This window comes from Microvirga roseola (genome assembly GCF_020866965.1).
GTDB classification, from domain to species: domain Bacteria; phylum Pseudomonadota; class Alphaproteobacteria; order Rhizobiales; family Beijerinckiaceae; genus Microvirga; species Microvirga roseola.
Window position 1 is genome coordinate 1 of the sequence record NZ_JAJATX010000048.1, and the last position, 18,753, is coordinate 18,753.

The 18,753-nt window shown below is 60.2% G+C and carries 18 protein-coding genes and 1 pseudogene; 12 read left to right on the forward strand and 7 right to left on the reverse strand.

Features of this window, described 5'->3' with window-relative positions:
• The first annotated feature begins 760 nt into the window (after positions 1–760).
• The 4 genes and pseudogenes from LG661_RS19385 (at position 761) to LG661_RS19400 (ending at position 4,742) form a co-directional block, all read left to right on the forward strand.
• The gene (locus LG661_RS19385) at positions 761–985 is read left to right on the forward strand and encodes a hypothetical protein (RefSeq protein ID WP_230533570.1); all 225 of its coding nucleotides are present in this window, start codon (positions 761–763) and stop codon (positions 983–985) included.
• 260 nt (positions 986–1,245) lie between these two features.
• Positions 1,246–1,779 (forward strand): AI-2E family transporter, encoded by a 534-nt coding sequence (locus LG661_RS19390; RefSeq protein ID WP_230533571.1) that lies wholly within the window; start codon positions 1,246–1,248, stop codon positions 1,777–1,779.
• Between the two features lie 1,239 nt (positions 1,780–3,018).
• A pseudogene (locus tag LG661_RS19395) lies at positions 3,019–3,306 on the forward strand (ATP-binding protein); the annotation flags it as partial.
• A gap of 95 nt (positions 3,307–3,401) precedes the next feature.
• Complete coding sequence (locus tag LG661_RS19400) at positions 3,402–4,742, forward strand: coiled-coil domain-containing protein (protein ID WP_230533572.1); 1,341 nt, start codon at positions 3,402–3,404, stop codon at positions 4,740–4,742.
• Between the two features lie 2 nt (positions 4,743–4,744).
• Here LG661_RS19400 and LG661_RS19405 read toward each other — a convergent pair whose 3' ends face one another.
• On the reverse strand, positions 4,745–4,921 hold the full coding sequence (locus LG661_RS19405) for a hypothetical protein (protein ID WP_230533573.1): 177 nt from the start codon (positions 4,919–4,921) through the stop codon (positions 4,745–4,747).
• A 19-nt stretch (positions 4,922–4,940) separates the two neighbouring features.
• Between LG661_RS19405 and LG661_RS19410 the strand changes: the two genes are divergently transcribed.
• A complete protein-coding gene (locus LG661_RS19410; protein WP_230533576.1) occupies positions 4,941–5,159 on the forward strand; it encodes a hypothetical protein in 219 nt (72 codons plus the stop codon).
• A 91-nt stretch (positions 5,160–5,250) separates the two neighbouring features.
• On the opposite strand, the gene LG661_RS19415 is transcribed toward LG661_RS19410, so the two are convergent.
• From LG661_RS19415 to LG661_RS19435, 5 genes are all read right to left on the reverse strand, one after another.
• Entirely contained in the window at positions 5,251–7,059 is a 1,809-nt protein-coding gene (locus LG661_RS19415; protein WP_230533578.1) for a glycoside hydrolase family 15 protein, read from the reverse strand.
• Positions 7,060–8,110: 1,051 nt separating this feature from the next.
• On the reverse strand, positions 8,111–8,599 hold the full coding sequence (locus LG661_RS19420; RefSeq protein ID WP_230533579.1) for a MucR family transcriptional regulator: 489 nt from the start codon (positions 8,597–8,599) through the stop codon (positions 8,111–8,113).
• Between the two features lie 295 nt (positions 8,600–8,894).
• A complete protein-coding gene (locus LG661_RS19425) occupies positions 8,895–9,722 on the reverse strand; it encodes a sigma-70 family RNA polymerase sigma factor (RefSeq protein ID WP_230533580.1) in 828 nt (275 codons plus the stop codon).
• Between the two features lie 1,583 nt (positions 9,723–11,305).
• Positions 11,306–11,497 carry a hypothetical protein gene (locus LG661_RS19430; RefSeq protein ID WP_230533582.1) on the reverse strand — a complete coding sequence of 64 codons (192 nt, stop codon included), beginning with the start codon at positions 11,495–11,497 and terminating at the stop codon, positions 11,306–11,308.
• Positions 11,498–11,581: 84 nt separating this feature from the next.
• A complete protein-coding gene (locus tag LG661_RS19435) occupies positions 11,582–11,728 on the reverse strand; it encodes a tautomerase family protein (protein WP_230533584.1) in 147 nt (48 codons plus the stop codon).
• Here LG661_RS19435 and LG661_RS19440 point away from each other — a divergent pair.
• Positions 11,718–12,239 carry a winged helix-turn-helix transcriptional regulator gene (locus LG661_RS19440; RefSeq protein ID WP_230533586.1) on the forward strand — a complete coding sequence of 174 codons (522 nt, stop codon included), beginning with the start codon at positions 11,718–11,720 and terminating at the stop codon, positions 12,237–12,239. The genes LG661_RS19435 and LG661_RS19440 overlap by 11 nt on opposite strands.
• A gap of 78 nt (positions 12,240–12,317) precedes the next feature.
• Here LG661_RS19440 and LG661_RS19445 read toward each other — a convergent pair whose 3' ends face one another.
• The gene (locus LG661_RS19445) at positions 12,318–12,980 is read right to left on the reverse strand and encodes an SOS response-associated peptidase (RefSeq protein WP_230533587.1); all 663 of its coding nucleotides are present in this window, start codon (positions 12,978–12,980) and stop codon (positions 12,318–12,320) included.
• 235 nt (positions 12,981–13,215) lie between these two features.
• Between LG661_RS19445 and LG661_RS19450 the strand changes: the two genes are divergently transcribed.
• The 6 genes from LG661_RS19450 to LG661_RS19475 all read left to right on the forward strand — a co-directional run bounded on the left by LG661_RS19450 (position 13,216) and on the right by LG661_RS19475 (position 18,729).
• Complete coding sequence (locus LG661_RS19450) at positions 13,216–14,544, forward strand: DEAD/DEAH box helicase (RefSeq protein ID WP_230533588.1); 1,329 nt, start codon at positions 13,216–13,218, stop codon at positions 14,542–14,544.
• Complete coding sequence (locus LG661_RS19455) at positions 14,541–15,359, forward strand: IclR family transcriptional regulator (RefSeq protein ID WP_230533589.1); 819 nt, start codon at positions 14,541–14,543, stop codon at positions 15,357–15,359. Before LG661_RS19450 ends, LG661_RS19455 begins: the two co-directional genes overlap by 4 nt.
• Positions 15,360–15,578: 219 nt before the next feature.
• Complete coding sequence (locus LG661_RS19460) at positions 15,579–16,382, forward strand: ABC transporter ATP-binding protein (protein WP_230533590.1); 804 nt, start codon at positions 15,579–15,581, stop codon at positions 16,380–16,382.
• Positions 16,383–16,438: 56 nt separating this feature from the next.
• A complete protein-coding gene (locus LG661_RS19465) occupies positions 16,439–17,218 on the forward strand; it encodes a transporter substrate-binding domain-containing protein (RefSeq protein WP_230533591.1) in 780 nt (259 codons plus the stop codon).
• A 91-nt stretch (positions 17,219–17,309) separates the two neighbouring features.
• Positions 17,310–18,026, forward strand: coding sequence for an ABC transporter permease (locus tag LG661_RS19470; protein ID WP_230533592.1), 717 nt, complete (start codon positions 17,310–17,312; stop codon positions 18,024–18,026).
• Positions 18,027–18,036: 10 nt separating this feature from the next.
• Entirely contained in the window at positions 18,037–18,729 is a 693-nt protein-coding gene (locus LG661_RS19475) for an ABC transporter permease (RefSeq protein WP_230533593.1), read from the forward strand.
• Positions 18,730–18,753 lie beyond the last annotated feature (24 nt).

Here is an 18,753-nt window from a genome sequence, read left to right on the forward strand (position 1 = left end):
CTCTGAATCACACCTCAGCCCAAATTAATAGGTCCTGAGCCTAGCCCGCCGCCTTCTTTGAGTCGCTTACAATGAAAGCCACCTTGGCCGCCGCCGAAGGCCAAGCCCTTCGTGAGGGCCTGTTCGATGGCGGCGAGTGCAGGCGGCTGATCGCACTCAGAACTGGTCCGCGACCCCACTCGGGCCACTCGACACCTAGCCACCGACCCTCAGAGCCGCGACTTCGATTCTGCTCCGCACGCCCGTGCCTACTGTGATGCTGTGGGGAGAGGGCGGCGTCATGAACTACAATCACGGTTGCTCGGCGTTCGCGGGCGGGCTGCATCCGGAACTCCTGGGCTCCAAGGTGCGCGAGGGTTGGCCTGAGGTCGCCGCTTCAATGACAACGTCATGAAGGTTGGGCTTGCCGGGAGCGCGCTCTGCTATGAGGACTAGGAGCTGATGCTCTACCGTCACGGACAGCCCGAAACGGTCTGGATGAACCTGTACTACTCGCCCGTGCTCGATTTGAGCGGTAGGCCAGCGGGCATGATGGCGTTTGTGTTTGAGACAACGGAGCGGATGGCAAGTTTCATTAAGTTGTAGATGTCGATGCAGTCGAACCGGCTCCTGTGGCCACTCCGCCCGACTGTGGCCGGTCCAATGTGAGGCAGGCCCAGGGCACATGCGGTGGAAAGCTGTGTACCACAACTGCGCCACGCTAGCGGTCGAACCTTAGCCGCAGCTGAGCGTTAGAGAAATGCAAATCGAGGAGGGCACGATGCGCCAGGCACTCACATTTCTAGTCGCCTTAATCATCTCGCTTGCCGGGACATCTTGGACGCTGGCCCAGGTTGTACCGCCACCGGCCGCTCCAGCCGAGCCGGTTGCGCCTCCGGCGGCATGGTATGAGGGCTACAGCTGGTGGTGGATCATCCTGGTCGTGATAATCATCGCCGGCCTGATCTGGTACTTCGCCAGGGCTCGGAGGGGGCCGAGATACTGAATCTCGGGGCGGAGGAGTCGTAATCACCAATAGCCAATCTGGCGCCCCAAACGACGAGACCTGCCGGAAACCGGGTAAAGCGGGAGCCGCAGGGCATCGCCTCCAACTGGCTGCACGGCCGCTCCGAGGTGCACGTTTCTGAAGGTGGTGCCAGATTGGTCGCGATTGCAAAGTTGTCGCTGCGGCCGATGTCTATAGGTGGCATAGGCGTGTGATGGGTGTGTCCTCTTCGCATCGTAATACTGACGTCATGCAGATGAATGAGCTACCCGGTCTGCTTTGCAGACTCGGTGCTGCGAATGAATGAGGACGCCCTTGTCAGCGAAAGAGTCGGCTACACGCTTCACTGGTGGCTCATCGGGCAACTTGTCTCGATGACTGTACTGGGCACGCTGACATCGCTGATGTTGTGGGGGCTCGGCATTCAGCTTTGGCTGGGTCTTGGCGTGCTGACCGGTGTCCGCACCTTCATTCCCTTTCTCGGGCCGATCATTGCCGGTGTGCCGGTTCTGGCGATAGCCTTCGCCGAGGGCACTCAGACGGGGCTGATTGTTCTCGTCCTCTACCTCATTCTCCAGAACACCGAGGGCTACTTTCTCACCCCGATGATCCAGCAGCGTGCTGCGGAACTGCCTCGAGCGTTGCTGATCGCGATGCAAGTTCTGATGGGCCTGCTGTTCGGAGCCGCGGGTTTTATCCTGGCAGCCCCTTTGACCGCGGTCGGGCTCGTTGCCGTGAACCTGCTCTATATTGAAGCCGCGCTCGGTGACGAGAGGTCGGCTCCCAACGAGTAGGGGGTCGATGGATGGCAAATCAGGATGACTTCACTGGGACTGGAAGCCGGGCGATTGCCGAGGCCGAGGGGTCCTGGAGCGGCGTGACATGCATGTCCGACAGCGACGGAAGCCTTCCTACAGCGCTGCGCTGCGTGATCGGGACTGCCTTGCAGCAAAAACGAACCTCGGGCACCGTTCCCGGTTTCCGATAGCGCTGTACTACCGCGCGGGTTATACCTTAGAAGCTTGCTTGAACTTACTTACGTTATTGGTTGGTCTATTGGTCCTCTGGCGCAGGTTGTCCTGCTTTGCGCTGGTAAGTTGCTTTCCACGTCCTTTGAAATAGTTTGCCTCTTGGAACTTTGCTGACCTGGAGGGATCGTAAAGAAGGAAGGAGGCCGATATGCATTGGACGCTTCGCGAGCAGCCGAAGAGATGCAATATGCGAACACCGGCTGTTGAACTGCTTGCCATTCTCGCTTGGCTTTCGCCCACACTGACGTTCGCACAGGCGCCTTCACCCGATCCAGGTGCACCAGGCGCAGGTCCAATTGTTGCGCCTGCTCCTCCGGAAACCCCAGCAGTCGCGACCGATGCTTGGACCGACTGGTGGTGGATCGTTGTTCTTGTTTTGCTCGTGCTCATCGGCGGGTGGCTCTACAGCCGCAATCGGCGCAGCTAGGGTGCGGCCCCGTTTCCTTACGGTTCCGCGCTGCGAACTCTCTCACTCGCTGGCAAGGCGGGTCGCCGAGTATTCCGTGCTGCGGCTGATCAAGCGATATCCGAAGGCGCCAAACAAAGAACGGGATGCTGATGGAAGTCGCCGCATGTACGGTAGCAAGGGCAAGCTTTCTGCAGTCACTACGGAGTTCGTCCCGCTCCTAGGCCCAATCCTCAGCCCGATCCCGGCCGTTGTACTGTCACCGTCGCAGGACACGACGACAGCGCCCTGGGCCGCTGGTCTTTGCATCACATCCTGATCCAGAAAATCGAGGGCAGCCTGATCACGCCGCTTGTTCAGCAGCATGCCCTAGATCTCCCGCCGGCGGTCATCATCGGTGCCACTACGGCCTTTTATCTCCTGTTCGGCTTCCTCGGGGGCTTTTGAGGACAAAGCTGCGATCGTCATGTTCGCCGCGGCCAAGAGGCTCTGGGTGCGTGACATACTTAATGAGCCAACGGGCCCACCCGGCGAACTGGAGTGAGGCCCTGCAGATAGCACGGTCCGGGATCGGGTCCTCGTAGGTCAACGTCTACAAGCTGCTGATCATCGATGAGATCGGCTACCTGCCGATGAGCCGCGAGCAGGCCAACCTGTTCTTCCAAGTCGTGGCCAAACGCTACGAGAAGGGCTCGATGATCCTGACCTCCAATCTGACCTTTGGCAGCTGGGATCAGGTCTTTGCCGAGGAGGCGGTGCTCACGGCAGCTATGCTCGATCGGCTGCTGCACCACTCGACGGTGGTTCAGATCAGTGGCGAAAGTTACCGCCTCAAGGACAAGCGCCGCGCCGGCATGGTGGCGAAGCCAAAGGAGCGGATGTGACAAGGGCTGGGATGCTCCACTCCGTCTGAGAGTGGGTCAGATTTGAATCGGCGCTCCCGCCCAAAGTGGGTCAAAATCCAATCGGCGTTAACACCTTGGCTGTGGCCGCCGCGCTTGGCTGGATAGTGGCGATCTGGTCGCTCACGTCGAGCGCCTCAGAGGAGCGGGAACTTTCTCAGCGTATCCAGGAACTGCAGGCTAGCCGGGCGGCCGTGGTGTCGCAGTTGGAGGAGCTGCGCCGGACGGGAGGCTCACTCGCTAGCCTGCAGGAGCAGATCACGACAGGCCAGCAAAACCTGGAGCAACTCCGGCTTCAGCAGGAGCAGGTTCAAGCAGCGTTGGCCCGGACACCGGACCTGCTTGGGCCGGCCGAGCAGCGTCTGTCAGACCTGCAGGCGCAGATTGAGGCTCGCAGTGTGCGCATGGCGGAGCTGCAAAGCGAGGCCAACTCCATTGCCAGCCAAGTGGAACAGGCCCGGCAGGAGCTGACTGCGGTTCAGCAGAGCATTGGCATGCGCACGCAGGAACTAGCGTCCGTGGGCGAGCGGCTGGTGATGGTACGCCAAGAAGAATCCGACGCCCGACAGGAACTTAGCCGCCTCACCGCCGCATCTGCCGACAAGGTCGCCGAGATGGGAATTGCCGAACGGCGGCTGCAGGAAGCACGCGAGGCCGAGGCACAGGCCCAGCGCAACCTCGCTGCTGTCCGTGAGAGCCTTGCCGAACTCCAACGCAGCCGCACCGAGACCGCACGGATTGTTGACGAGATGACGGCCAGCCGCAATCAGGTTCTGGTGGAATTGCAGCAGGCACAGGAGCAGTCCACGACTGTGCAACGGCAGCTTGCCGAGGTCATCGACCAGCTGACCGCCCGCAGGAACGAGTTGATGGCTATCGACCAGCGCCTGCAAGGAGGAGCCTCGGGAGCACTGGCTGGCCAACCTGGGCAAGCGGATTCCGCGGGCATGAACAAAGTCAAACGACTCAGATGCCGTCGGCAGCCCAAGGGACCTTTGGATGCGAGCAGACCACGAGCGGATGAGTCTGCTCCGCACCTCCAGGAGGCACTCCCGAACAGCGCTGATCCTGATGCCCGGGTGGCCACGAGCAGGCACCCCGCCCACGTTTCGCCCCGAGCGCGAACGGTTGGGAATGCCTCCGGTTACTCCTCTGTGCGCAGGCTGCAGCAAGTGGAGTGGCTGTATACGGTAGCGGCGAACACGAAAGTTCCCAATTCAGGAACGCTCAGGAGGAGCGACATATTTCTGAAGCGGCTTGTTCAACCACCCCTAATCGCGCTGACTCTCGGAGCCGGGCTCGCCTCTTCTGCGGCGGCTCAGGTTGGATACCAAGTGCAACCCTATCCGCAGGCGGTCCGGCCGTTGGCGCCAGGAGTTCTGGTTGGTGCTGCCCCGAGCATTGGATTGCGCGACTAGAACTACAACGATCTGTATCGGACCGGCTGGAGCGCGGAGCGGCTCATCAATGAGGTCGAGGTGATTGTGCCAACAGTGAGGAGTTTAGTGATATCGATAACATCATCAGCCAGCGCGGTCGCATCCTTGGGGGCATTGCCGAGACCGACGGCTTGTGGGACATAGGCGACATCCTTCATTCCGTGGGATCAGGTCCGTGTGAGCCTAGCCCTCAACCGGGTCGTGGTGCCGGTCACCGAGGACACCGTCGACGACGATGCCTATTCGGCGAGGGATGTCTTGACCTACTTTCGGGCAGGCGCAACCCAGGTGGTCGATAACGATATCGATACGGGCCCGAGCATCTGGAAGGTGACGGACGTCATCGACGACTATGCCCATCTTAACAACAACCGGGCCTATGGCTATAGATGCTGACTCCAACAATTTGCTGACACAGAATGAGTTCAACGAACTGGCCAACCGCAATTGGTTCTGAGCCTACATCAGCTGTGATCCCGGGGCTCCTTCAGCCGAGATTGCCCCGGGATCTCTGCCCAACTGGACGATTTTGTGCCTGACTGAGATTGATCGCGGTGTTGATCAGGCCAACATGGCTGAAGGCCTGCGGAAAGTTGCCCAATTGACGTTGATTGGCCGGATCATACATCTCGGCGAGCAGGCCAAGATCATTGCAGAGGCCCACTAGATGCCGGAATAGGTCCTCGGCCTCCGCGGCCCGACCCTGCAGGATCAGGTTATCGGCCAGCCAGAAGCTGCAGGCCAGGAAAGCCCCTTCTCCCGGCGGCAGTCCGTCATCCGTGGCGCCCGTATCATAGCGCAGCAGGAGACCGTCCTGCGAAAGCTCCTGCAGGATGGCTTCGACCGTGCGCAGCATGCGCGGATCCTTCGCAGGCAGAAAGCCCACGAGCGGCATCTGCAGAACGGCTGCATCAAGCGTTGTGCTGTCATACGACTGCACAAAGACACCCTTGTCCGGATCATAGGCCTTGGTGCAGACCTCACGATGGATCTCGTCGCGGACCCTACGCCAGCGCTCCACTGGCCCTTCTAGCCCGAATCTCTCGACCGCCCGGATGCCCCGGTCGAACGCAACCCACGCCATCAGCTTGGAATGGGTGAAGTGCCTTCGTCCGCTGCGGACCTCCCAGATCCCCTCGTCCGGCTCGCGCCAGCAGGTTTCCAACTGTGCGAGCATGGCGCGCGCGAGCCCCCAGCCATCGGCATCGCCCTCCAAGCCGCTGCACCGGGCCTGGAACAGCACGTCCATGACCTCACCAAAGACATCGAGCTGGAGCTGATCGGCAGCGGCGTTGCCGATCCGGACAGGCGCTGCACCTTCGTAGCCGGGGAGCCATGGTACACGCCATTCGGGCAGGCGCCGCTCCCCGGCGAGACCGTACATGATCTGCAACTGCGACGGGCTGCCCGCAGCGGCTCGTAGGAGCCAGTCACGCCAATCACCCGCCTCCTCGACGAACCCGGCGTCGAGCAGGGCTAGGAGGGTGAACGCACTGTCCCGGAGCCAGCAAAAGCGGTAATCCCAGTTGCGCTGCCCGCCCAGCCTCTCGGGCAGGGATGTTGTCGGAGCCGCAATAATCCCACCAGTATGACGATAGGTGAGCGCTTTGAGCGCAATGAGCGAGCGCTGTACCAACTCGGTGTACGGTCCTGAATAGCTGAACTGGCTCGACCAGTCGCGCCAGAATTGCTCCGTGCTCTCAAGGGCTTTGAATGGATCGATGGATGGCGGCAGCGGGCGATACGAAGGGCCGTGGGTGAGGTCAAAGGTAACAATCTCCCCGGCATTAAGTGCAAAGTCCCCAACCGTCGTTAGGCCCTCCCCATGCAACTCCACGCCGGACGTCCGCAGGACCAGCCTATCGGGCCCCGCCACCATACTGAGGCGGCCGTCATTAAGGCGCCGGACCCATGGGACCGTGCTGCCGTAATCGAAGCGGATAATCAGTTCGGTCTGCATGCGAACACAGCCGCGCTCCCCCTTGACAATCCGCACGACGTCCGAATTCCCACTGCGCGGCGGCATGAAGTCGACGAGCGTAACAGCTCCGTCGGCTGTTTCGAAGCGGGTCTCCAACACCAGTGTACCTGGCCGGTAGGAGCGACTGATCGTTGCGTCAGCATCTACGGGGCCGATCAGCCAGCGGCCGTTCTCCGGCTCGCCAAGGAGGGCGGCGAAGCAGGCCGGCGAGTCAAACCGTGGCCAGCAGAGCCAGTCAATGGAGCCGTTCCGGCTCACAAGCGCGGCTGTCTCACAATCTCCGAGCAGGCCGTAGTCCTCAATCCTGGACGGCATCAGCACCCTTCCTGACCTACGTTGAGTGTAGGATAAATCCCTTTCCCTTGCCCTCAGATCCATCTGCAGTGACGCTTCGGTTCTCGATGACCACGTCTCATGGAACCCCGACGGAGTATTGGGCGGGGACAGCTCCGCAACTCGGCCTGGGACAGCAATGTAGACGGCAAGATTCCCCCTTCTTCGGCACTGATCGTTCAGGGCGGAACACCGTAACACAATGAAGCTCTAAACTGCGGTGTCTATTTGCTGTATCACGACCCGTCGTACGAGCCTGATGTAGTCGCCGTTATTTCTCCACCCTTGTCGCTGCAAGAACGGGCCTCCTCATCGCGCTAGAGCACGGATGGCGCAGCCTCATTGGCCGACCCGAGCGTGATGAATCAAATTCATCTAGCGACTGACCGAAACCTTGTGCAGCCGTCATCTGTATCCGGGGCGGCACGGGTGCAGGGCCTCGAGGACGTGGCGACGATTCGCGGTACCGTGCAGCGATCGGGGACGGATCGTCGGTGCCTCCCGTGCAGAGCACTGGTTACGCTGCTCCCGATCACGTTGCTCCGGCTGCTGCTAGCCTGGGGCCTGTCTTCCCGCGGTTCCCGACGCCGTGCCGCAACAACAGTTTACTCTTTCGGTACCGCTGCGGTTCAACCTGCGATGAGGAGAGCGCAGACAGCCCGCAGGTCAGGTAATCCCCAAAAGATCTGTCAGAACATCTCATTGCATGAGCCCTGACTTGGGGTACTAAATCACACGGCTAGATCCTCAAGCGGCATAGCGAGCCCATGCGATCATTACCGACGGCAGGAAAGATCGTGATGCAGTCTGAAACCCATCCGCATCCGTCAGAGTGCCTAACCTAATTTCTGCTTGCCGATTGGTTCCAGTGGGGCGTGCGGAATAAACTTTGACCGGACATCAGTCCCTTCCCTAGCCCATGTGCGGACTTGCGACAAAGCCTAAAGGAAAGGTGGGACCGCTAAGCGCCTGCCGGTGCATCGGGTCGATGATCCACCAACAAACTACTTTCAGTCCCACAAGCAAACTTTGATCAGGCAGCCTTCTTGGAGACCCGCTTTCGACCCTTGGGCGCCTCGAGCTTAGTTTCAGCTTGGGCCGCAGGCTTACGCCCCAAGCCAAGGGTCTTCGCCAGCTCCGAACGATGGGCCGCATAACTCGGCGCAACCATCGGGTAGTCCGCCGGGAGGCCCCACTTCGCCCTGTAGCCATCCGGGGTCAGGTTTAGCCCTGTCAGATGACGTTTCAGGGTCTTGTAGTGTTTTCCATCCTCAAGGCTGATCAGGTAGTCCGGCTGCACCGACTTCTTGATCGACACCGCGGGAGTCAACTTCACTTCCTGAGCCTTCCGCTGAGGTGAAGCCAGCCCAGCAAGGGCTCCATATACCGAACCAATCAGGGCAGGAAGCTCGCTAGAGGGAACGGCATTGGTCTGAACGTAGGCAGATACGATCTCGGCTGCCAGCTCAACGAAGTTCGAAGAGGCCGGGGTGGGCAGTTGATCGGTCAATGAAAGCTCCATTCATCAGGGTTCCGCGCTCCCCTAACACATCTGATCCTGTTTCGAAGCAATTTCCCGGCATTCGGTAGCAAACGCCACCAGAATTGCGTGATTTGGCCTGAGGGCTATGGTCACGGCAGAAGGTAGAAGATGGCACAGGTGTCATCCCACCGTAGCTTGGGCCAGCCCAAGATCCATGCCAGGACGGCATACAAGCTGACCGAGCCTAGACAGATAAGAAGGCCCACAATCAAGCCGAGCGCGAAATGCTCAGCGGCAACACCGAACATTTCCCGTCACAGCGGCCGACTGAAAGTCAGATCTGGGAATTGCGCCGTCCGCCGAGATCATCCAGTTCTGCACCCATAAGCTCTGCCAAGCGGTTCCGAGCCCTGTTCACCCGGCTCTTGATGGTACCGACCTTGACCCCAAGGGCCTCCGCAGCCTCCTCGTATGAGAGGCCATCGGCCCCGACCAGCATGATTGCGTCACGTTGCTCGATCGGCAACTCGTCCAGCGCCGCAGTTAAATCCTGGATGGCGAGCTTATCCTCTTGATCGGGGATTGTGATCAACTCGGCCGCATAGATCCCCTCATCGTCCTGGACCTCACGCTTGACCTTGCGATGTACGGAGAAGAACCCGTTTCGCAGGATCGTAAAGAGCCATGCCTGAAGATTGGTCCCTGACTGGTACATCTCCCGTTTGCTGAGAGATTTGAGAACTGTGTCCTGCACCAGGTCCTCGGCCGCTTCCACGTTCTTTGTGAGCGAAATTGCAAAAGCCCGAAGGTTCGGGAGTACCTCCATCACCCCATCTATGAACGCCGGATCAACAGGCTCGGTGTGGGCCCGAATGACCTGAGCGACGCGCTCCGTCAGTCGGGCCAGATCCCGGGGAAGTTTGTCGCTCGTAGGATCCCCGTAGTAAGCCATAAGCTGCTTGCCGAGGTGCAGGCGAACCGCCGCACTCAAAGCAACTCCCGAAACTTTCGAGCGAAGACCTGCCGGGCGTTGGTTCAAATCGACGGACATACAAAACACCTCGTGCTGAAATGGGTATGCTGGATATGGAACTGAGGTCAGGCTTGACCAGAAGGGAAGGGCATCAAGGCGACGTGGCCAGCCTTCCGACTTATCGAGCATGATGCAAGCCGATCGACCTCGAATGGGGAGTTCTGCGGATTTGGCTGATCACTGGCAGGGAGCGTTCCAGTATCAGTTTCAATGTGGTCTCCTCCCGGAAAGGTGAGACCGTGGACCACATACTAGGGCGGGTCCATCGGCTCAAAAGCCCACACTTCAGGGGGGATCACTTTCCAGGGGGGTAAGCCAGCGTGGATAGGCAAAATGCACGCCTGCCCGGCCCGTACAACACGGTCCAATGGAAGTGCACGTAGAGCTGACTTTTTGTGTTTCGAACCAGGAGGACGGGCCGGAGCGTAGCGTTGTAACCTTGGGTTTAGGCCTACTTCCATATGCCCACGTTACCTCATGAGCGATGCCTGGTACGCCTCAATGACTCGCCGCCCGGCCTTGCCGCCCTCTGCCGCTCGACCGTTCGTCAGGAGGGGGAACGGTGTGTCCGGCTGTGCCGCCATCATTGCCCAGAGCCACAATCCTCGGTCGGGTCCATCCTCAATCTGGTAGACACGCCCGACAACCCTATCGCCATCAAAGGCTGTAAAGTCAGGAGTGGGTTGAGCACTGGGAGAAGCCTTGTGAGTCAGTGTCCATCGGATTTTCATAAGTCAAACCCAGGCTAGAATGGAAACAAGATACTGGTCTGGAGATCTAACAAGGATCGGGTCCGAGCTAACTCCTACAGCGACGCTTTTTGTCCGTCAGGTCAATTGTGACCTGGTCCCAGAGATTGGATTAGAGATGTTCAAGGAACGTCTCCTTCCGTTCAGGCACAAGGGAAACGCCGCTCGCCTCGAAAAGGATTAAGTGCTTCTGAAATCGTGGTTAGTGAACAGTTACTGAAGCAATCGCCTCCCCAAAGCAGAACGAGGCGGTACATCCGCGCCTCGGCTGCCTTGTAGGAGTGTGCCGACCAATGAGCCGGATCAGCAAGGCCATCGTTGCACCAACATGGTTAACCGATGGTTATCAGGGATCTCGCTTGACATATGGAGGGTGGACAAGAGTTGTGCTTAGGCCGCCTCAGCGACAGGGGCTGGCCCGGCTTCATTCATGCCTGTACATAGGCATCGAGGACGGTACGTGCTCGTCACGTTCGTCCATAGCCTCAGAGAAGACTTCCTCCTTTGCCTCGGTGGGGCCGGCTTTCCCGTGCGAATTCGCAGTGCCTCACCGTCAGCACAATGTTGACGCCCCAATCCGTCCAAAGATGGAAGATCGCCGATTTGCTGTCGTGCGTTCTAAATTGGCTGACAAGTCTTGCCCTGTACGGTCCGGCCTGCAGCCTTCGAATGTTAAGCTGATAGCGCCCTGAGACCGGAACGGATCGCTTCGAAACTGGCTGAAGCAACGGCGTGGCTTTGTGCGTTTTCGCACCGACTTGTTTCAGAGCCTTGCTAAGCTAACAAGGTTTCCTCCCGATCTCCTTCGAACTTGCCCCATCGATACCCTCTGGTGGGGTTTCTTTTTGATTGGGAGTACCGCGGGTTCATCCGGTTCTTAAGGCGGTTCTGATCTGAGTCTGAGATGATTGAGCTCCATGAGCGTCAAACCAGCGGTGACGCTCATGGATCGGAGCCTGTGGCTCAGCGCTGCTGGGTCATTATACGCACTTGCTCGAGCGAGACCACGACACCTCCCACAGCAAATCCGAAGGGGGGCAGCTCGTTGATGATGCACCAGACGTTGGCTCCCTTGCGTTCATCACACAACGGACATTCGGCCCGGAAGGAGTCTGTCACCTTTTGCACAACCTGCCCCTTGGTCTCTTGGTCCATGACCTCCGCAAATGCATAGATCGTAACCATGAAGCGAGGCAGATGCGTTACCTGCCCGGCGACGAACACACGGCCATGACTCAGTCAGGTGACGACACTGATGGCACGTGAGGCGGCGTTGTCTGGCAACCCCTCAGCCTCAAGAGCCACCGCGGTGATCCGGTCGGCAATCCGGGCCATCTGAGCGTCATCAAGGCCTCCTTCCGTGTAGCGGATGTCTATGAGCGGCATGATCTCTCCTGGTCAGTTCATCAAACGAACTCACTTGCTATTGCACAAGTCAGTTCACTTGTGCAACTGTCCCGCTGCCATGAAACGAACCCGCTTTGCCGACTGGAACTGTTCCGTTGCCCGCGTGACCGATTTGCTCGGGGACTGGTGGACGCCCCTGATCTTGCGCGATGCCATGCGCGGCATCACCCGCTTTGACGAGTTTCATGAGAGCCTGAGCTTGGGCCGGAATACCCTTACTCAGCGATTGGAACGATTGGTTGAGGAGGGCATGATGGAGCGGCGGCAGTATCATGAGCGACCTCCCCGCTATGAATACCTGCTGACCGAAAAAGGGCGCGACTTCTTTCCAGTAATCGCCGCCATGATGCGATGGGGCGACCGATGGCTCGCAGACGGTGATCCTCCGCTTCGGCTGCGGCACATGACCTGCGGTAAAGTCACGACCCCGACCGTGGTGTGTTCAGTATGTGGTGAGCCGCTCATACTGGGGTCCGTACACAGGGCCTGATCCCAAGCCAACTTCGCTGCAACGCCTACGAATGCTCCTGTGCGGATGTGGCCCTGCGCCGGTCCGAGCAGTCTGCTGCTACAGAGTTTGGCTAAGTGCCGTCGGCCTGTCCGACTTTTCTCCTTCCGCCACAATCCGAAGCGTCTCATCAGGAAGAGGTCTCTGAAGTTTCAGGGCCTCTTCAGTGGGGGCGTTGAGCCAGATGTCGTATTCTTCGGGCGTGGTCAGGATCACCGGCATCGCCTTGGGATGAATCGGTCCCACCACGACATTCGGCTCACACGTAAGAAACGAATAGAGCAGGTGTTCACCTTCAACAGGATCAGCTTTCGTTCCACGTACGCCGGTCCACGGTCGCCAAATGCCTGCAAAGGCGGCGAGGGGGCGCTCGTCATTCAGGGCGAACCAAATCGGTGTCTTTCTCGGGCGGGTATCCTTGTACTCTGAGAATGAGGTCAAAGGTACAAGGGCGCGGTACTGCGGTTTCAGCCAGGCCCTCCAGAACGGAGAGCCGACATTGCGCACATTCGTCACCGGATGATTGCCGACCTTTGGGGGAGGGGGAAACCCCCAGCGCATCCGGATCATCTCACGCTCGCCCTCATGGGTTCGGACGATCGGCGCCATCTGGTCCGGGAAGATCGCCGACAGGGGAGGGACATTGCCTGCGCTGTCGCGGCTCACGCTGAACGCCTGCCGCATCGCGGCCTGGGTCGCATAGGAGCTATAGAGATTGCACACGGGCGGAATCCTCCGTCTCGGCATTCCGAGGTCATCTCGCGTCGGCATCAGTCGGGAGACGCAACGTGACAATAAGCGCTGCCCAGCGCAACCCTCCGGGGTATAATGACGGCAATCGGCAGGCCGCGGTTTGATTTGAGAAATCCCAGCCCACGACAGGTCCGCCCCTTTTGCGTCCTTCCCCTCATCCAGCGCTTTTTGATCGATGCGGCCGAACTCCAAACCTGCTGATCCCGTGCTCGACCCTCCGACCGCTGGTCACGCCCGGCGGATCGGTGACAAGCAGGCCGAGCCCTATCAGGCCAGGATCGCGGCATCCGTGCGGGATGCCATCCGGAGAGGGCGCTCCGGGGCCGTGCTGGCGCCCACCGGCAGCGGCAAGAGCCTTCTGGCGGCCGGGGCCGCGGAGGATGCCATCGACCTCGGCAAGCCCATCCTCGTCCTGCATCCCGACGTCTCCCTGCTGCGCCAGAACTTTGCTCAGTTCCAGACCGTCCCCAGAGTGCAGGGCGCAAAGACCGCGTTCTTTGTCGCCAGGAACGAGACCATTGGCGACGGGCCGATGGTCCGAAACTCCCTCGATGCGGATGTCATTCCCGCCACGAACATGTCCCTCGTCAACAAGCTCGATGACGAGGACTTCCTCCGCGCGCTCGACCGGTTCGGGAGGAGGGGAGGGGTGGTCCTTATCGACGAGGGCCACAAGGCTGCGGCCGAGGAGCTCGCCCGGGTTCTCTCCCGCATCGCGCATGCCGGCGGCTCCGGAATCGTCCTCACGGCCACCCCGTTCAGAACCGACGGGAAGGACCCGCTGGATGCCTTCGGGGCGAGCATCGAGCATGATCTGATCGATGTCGCGACCTATGACGAGGTCCTGGCGACCGGACGCACGGTTCCGACCAGGTTCGACATGGCGACAGGGGAGTTCGAGGCCCATCTCGGCACGGACGCCGTCCGGCTGATCGAAAGCGCATTCCTGGCGCTGCTCGCCGAGAACAAGTCCGTCGACCAGGCATCCCAGCAGGCGTTCTCCCGCTTCTTCAAAGAGGGAGCCAGCGAGGGCGACAAAGCCATCGCCGCTCTCATCGTCGCGGCTGTTGCCAGGATCTGGGCGAAGCGCGCGGCCGAAGCGACCCTTGCGATGATCCACTGCGACAGCGTCGAGTTCGCCCGGGAGCTCTCCGGATATCTGGCCCGAGAGAGCCTGCCTTGCGGTCATGAGAGGGAAGGGGAGAAACCCCGCGTCGCCTTTGTCGTGGCCGGCGAAATCCGCGTCTGGCGCAACGGCGCCGAAGAGGGGCTCAAGGAGGGCGAGGCGGTCGGGCGCAAGATCAAGCGCGACGATCTCCTTGATGCGGCCCGGAGCGGCGGCTTCGATATTCTGGTCAACGTCAACGCCCTGGGCGTCGGTACGGACGTCCCCCAGACCGATCTCAACATTCTGGCCTGCCAGGAGCGTTCCATCGGCCCGGTCAAGCAGATCAGCGGGCGCGGGGAACGGGCTCACGCCTACTTACTCGTATATGTTTCGTCAACGGGACCAGGCTGCAGGATTCATCGATGACCAGCGACACTCTGTCCGGCAAGAAGGCCAAGAGCCCTAGGAATGGCGGCGACCAGCTTCTTGAGGTCGATGATCGCCTTTTTCTGCAATCCGTTGCGCGAGCCCTTTATGTTCTCGAAGCGTTCGGGCGCGATGCCAGGCCTATGTCTTTGAGCGAAATCGCCGCAAGCGCCCGGATCACGAAAAGCGCCGCTCAGCGCGCGGCCCAAACCCTGTTGAGCCTCGGATACCTTGAGCGCTCGTCCGACGGCGGATTGCTGCCCGGCAGACGCCTTCTCGATCGTGCCTTTGACTATCTCCGGTCCAATCCCTTGATCGAGCGAGCCACGCCAATCCTGATCGAGCTCCGCAAGAACTCCGGTGAGCGCGTCGATTTCAGTCTCTTTGACGACCTCTCCATTCTTTACGCCATCCGGCTGCAGAGCAAGCGCGAGACGTTCTTTGCCACTCTTGCGGGCCGGCGAATCCCAACCTTCTGCTCGTCAGGCGGACGCTCGATGCTGGCGCATCTGGACGACGCTGCTATCGACGACATTCTTCGCCGCTCAGAGCGCAAAGCGCTGACGCCCAAAACGATCACCGACCTGGACAAGATCTGGGACAAGGTGCGGGAAGCCCGCCGCGAGGGATATGCCTATGCGGTCGAGGAAAGCCTGCTCGGCGAGGTTGTTCTGTCTGCCGCCGTGCTCGACGATCGACGTCAGCCCGTTGCAGCGGTGCATATCGCCGGCTCGCTCAGCGAGTGGACGGTGGATGATTTCCGCAAACGCTTCGCGCCTCTGGCCATCGAGGCGGCCCGGGCCCTGAGTTATTGAGCTGCATCAGGTCGGCCGGTTCCGACGCTCAAGGCACCACCGGCGGGGTCTGGATCGTATTTTGAACATGATGGATATTTTTTTGAACAAAAAAGTTGCAAGCCACCGCGATATGAAGAATAAATTTCTGGGTGCCGGCTTGAGCCTTGGACGACACCGCATCAACCGATGCACGTCTGCCTTAGAGGACTCTCTGTATTCTGGAGCACGACGGGGATGATGCGAGTTTCACCTGACGACGCTACGCATCGCGCATGCGCTGTGAAGATCACCGGTCTTCACAAGAGCTTCGGTCAGTTAGAAGTTCTGAAAGGCATCTCGCTCGAAGCCCGCGAGGGTGATGTGGTGACGCTGATCGGGTCGAGCGGCTCCGGCAAAAGCACCCTCCTGCGCTGCATCAATCTTCTCGAGGTCCCGGATGCGGGCACGCTCAGCGTCGGCGCTGAGGAGATTCGGTTCACGCCGTCCAGAGGAGGTCGCCCGCCACGGCTGGATTCTCACAAGGTACGCGGGATCCGAATGCGGCTCGGAATGGTGTTCCAGAGCTTTAATCTCTGGAACCACATGACGGTTCTCGAGAACATCATCGAGGCTCCGCTCTTCGTGCACGGTGTTGCGCGCGCTGAAGCGGTGGAGTTCGCCAAGCAGTTGCTCGCGAAGGTCGGGCTTTACGAGAAGCGCGACGTCTATCCTGCATTTCTGTCGGGCGGCCAGCAGCAGCGGGCTGCCATCGCCCGAGCCCTAGCCATCAATCCGCGGGTCATGCTGTTCGACGAGCCCACGTCGGCATTGGATCCCGAATTGGTCGGGGAGGTGCTGAAGGTCATTCGTGACCTCGCGGATGAAGGACGCACGATGATCCTTGTCACTCACGAAATGAGCTTCGCCCGCCAGGTGTCGAGCCATGTGGCCTTCCTGCACAAAGGGATCGTGGAGGAGGAAGGTCCACCGGCGAAAGTCTTCCACAATCCCCAGAGCGAACGGTGCCGCCAGTTCGTCTCTGCCCAGCATGCTCTTGCCTGATGGCGAGCAGGCGATGAATTCAAGCTGCAAGCAGGCGGCGGTATCGGGAGGAAACAATGAAAGCCTTTAGATTGATGTCGCAGATTTCGGGAGGCCTGCTGGCCATCGTGCTCAGCACCGCCGCGGTTTCGGCCCAGGACGTCGTCCGGGTCGGCCTCGATCCCGGTCCCTTCCCGCCCTTCACCGACAAGAAAGCCGACGGCAGCCGCTTCGGCTTTGAGCCCGACCTGCTCGCTTCGTTCTGCGAAGGCATGAAGGTGAAGTGCCAACTGGTCGAGATCACCTGGGATGGCCTGATCTCCGCCCTGAATAACAACAAGATCGACATGATCTACAACAACATGACGATCACTGAGGAGCGCAAGAAGCGCGTGGACTTCAGCAATCCCTACTACGACACCCGCGTCGTGTTCGTGGGGCCGAAGGGCGCGCCGGTTCAGCCGACCAAGGAAAGCCTCAAGGGCAAGATCATCGGCGTCATCAGTGGCTCGGTTCATGCCGCCTATGCCCAAGCCCGCTTCGGCGACAGCGCCGAAATCAAGATCTTCCCGCGCCAGGACGAAGTCACGTCGGACCTCCTGGCCGGACGCCTTGACCTGATGATCTCCGATGCGCTCGCCATGGAGGAGTTCCTGAAGACTCCCGAGGGCAAGCCCTACGAAATCAAGGCCGAAGCTCCGAAGGATCCGCTCCTCGGCGGCGGTGTCGGCGCCGCGTTCCGCAAGGGCGATCCTCTTCGCGACAAAATGAACGCTGTCCTGAGCAACATGGTCGCAAGCGGCGAGTACGATAAGATCCAGAAGAAGTACTTCAAGGTCGACGTCTCTCCCCGCTAAGCCGATCCTGGGATCCGGCTCTTCGGGGCCGGGTCCCGCACAGGCGCATCAGTCATGACCAGATACAACGGCATCGTCGATCAGGTGGCGCATGGGCCCTGGCGCATTGTTTGAACCGCTCATCAGCACTGTTTCCAGCTGGAAGGGCGTGCTCCTCCAGGGAGCCCTGCTCACCGTGCAGATCGCCGCCGGATCGTTTCTGGTCGGCCTGCTGCTCGGCATGACCTCCGCCGTGGCAAAGCTCTGGGGCGGCCCGGCCACGCGCGCGGTCGCCAGCGCCTATACGACGGTCTTTCGCGCCATCCCCGAGCTGCTGCTCATCATCCTTCTCTATTATGCGGGCTCTTCCGGCTTGAGCGCATTCCTAGCGGCGCTGGGTTTTGGACTCGTTGAAATCAACGGCTTTGCGACGGCCGTCGCGGTGCTCGGCATCGTGCAGGGCGCATATGCCGGCGAAATCTTCCGTGGCGCAATCCTTGCAATTCCCACCGGGCAACTTGAGGCAGGACGGGCTTTCGCGTTCACGCCTTGGCTGTTCCTCAGGCGCATCATTCTGCCTGCCATGCTGCCGGTGGCTCTCCCGGGACTCGCCAACCTCTGGGTCGTGCTGATCAAGGAGACGAGCCTCATCAGCGTGATCGGGTTCAGCGAATTGCTGTCCAGCGCCAAGTCTGCGGCCGCCTCCACGAGGATGTACTTCACCTTCTACTGCGTGGCAGGTCTGATGTATCTCGTCATGACCTTGGCCTCCAACCTTCTGTTCCAATCGGTCGAGCGGCGTTTCCGCCGAACGCAGCAGGCGATTTGAGGAAGCCGACATGGACTTCTCTTGGGTGAGCGAATTCTGGCCAATCCTCCTCGGCGGACTGTGGCGAACGCTTCTTCTTCTGGTTCTCGGGGCGCTGTTCGGCTTTGCCCTGGCAATCCCCGTGGCAGTCGCCCGGATCTCTCCCAATCCGATCCTGTACTACCTCAGTGGCACGTTCACGACGGTTATTCGTGGCACCCCCCTCCTGGTGCAGATCTACATTCTCTACTACGGCGTCGGCACGCTCCTCGCCGCCACTCCGGAAGTCCGCACAAGCATTTTCTGGCCCTATCTGCGCGACGGTTTCTGGTATGTGGTCGTGTCCCTGGCGATCAGCGTGGCAGCTTATGAAGGCGAGCTGCTGCGGGGCGGCCTGCTGTCCGTCGCCAAGGGTCAGCTGGAAGCGGCCCGCGCATTCGGAATGTCGTCGGGGCTGATGTTCCGCCGCATCTGGCTGCCCTCGGCGTTGCGAATGTTGCTCCCGACCCTCGTCGGAGACACCGTTCTGCTGCTGAAGTCGACCGCCCTGGCCTCAACCGTCGCTGTGGTGGATCTCGTGGGTGCGGCGAACCAGGTGCGCACGCACACGTTCCTCGTGTACGAGCCCCTGCTGACCGTAGCGCTCGTCTATTTGATCATCACGGCGATGATCACATCGATTGCAGGACTGATCAGCCGGCGCGTTCCGCAGAAGGCTGTGTGACATCCCGCATGGCGTTGACACAGA

Coding starts and splice junctions, on each gene's coding strand:
- LG661_RS19415 (WP_230533578.1), bottom strand. CDS start 7,059: ATGCCGTCCAGGATTGAGGACTACGGCCTGCTCGGAGATTGTGAGACA.
- LG661_RS19430 (WP_230533582.1), bottom strand. CDS start 11,497: ATGGACCAAGAGACCAAGGGGCAGGTTGTGCAAAAGGTGACAGACTCC.
- LG661_RS19460 (WP_230533590.1), top strand. CDS start 15,579: ATGCGAGTTTCACCTGACGACGCTACGCATCGCGCATGCGCTGTGAAG.
- LG661_RS19435 (WP_230533584.1), bottom strand. CDS start 11,728: ATGCCGCTCATAGACATCCGCTACACGGAAGGAGGCCTTGATGACGCT.
- LG661_RS19425 (WP_230533580.1), bottom strand. CDS start 9,722: ATGCTCGATAAGTCGGAAGGCTGGCCACGTCGCCTTGATGCCCTTCCC.
- LG661_RS19440 (WP_230533586.1), top strand. CDS start 11,718: ATGAGCGGCATGATCTCTCCTGGTCAGTTCATCAAACGAACTCACTTG.
- LG661_RS19385 (WP_230533570.1), top strand. CDS start 761: ATGCGCCAGGCACTCACATTTCTAGTCGCCTTAATCATCTCGCTTGCC.
- LG661_RS19455 (WP_230533589.1), top strand. CDS start 14,541: ATGACCAGCGACACTCTGTCCGGCAAGAAGGCCAAGAGCCCTAGGAAT.
- LG661_RS19420 (WP_230533579.1), bottom strand. CDS start 8,599: ATGGAGCTTTCATTGACCGATCAACTGCCCACCCCGGCCTCTTCGAAC.
- LG661_RS19390 (WP_230533571.1), top strand. CDS start 1,246: ATGAGCTACCCGGTCTGCTTTGCAGACTCGGTGCTGCGAATGAATGAG.
- LG661_RS19475 (WP_230533593.1), top strand. CDS start 18,037: ATGGACTTCTCTTGGGTGAGCGAATTCTGGCCAATCCTCCTCGGCGGA.
- LG661_RS19405 (WP_230533573.1), bottom strand. CDS start 4,921: ATGAAGGATGTCGCCTATGTCCCACAAGCCGTCGGTCTCGGCAATGCC.
- LG661_RS19470 (WP_230533592.1), top strand. CDS start 17,310: ATGGGCCCTGGCGCATTGTTTGAACCGCTCATCAGCACTGTTTCCAGC.
- LG661_RS19465 (WP_230533591.1), top strand. CDS start 16,439: ATGAAAGCCTTTAGATTGATGTCGCAGATTTCGGGAGGCCTGCTGGCC.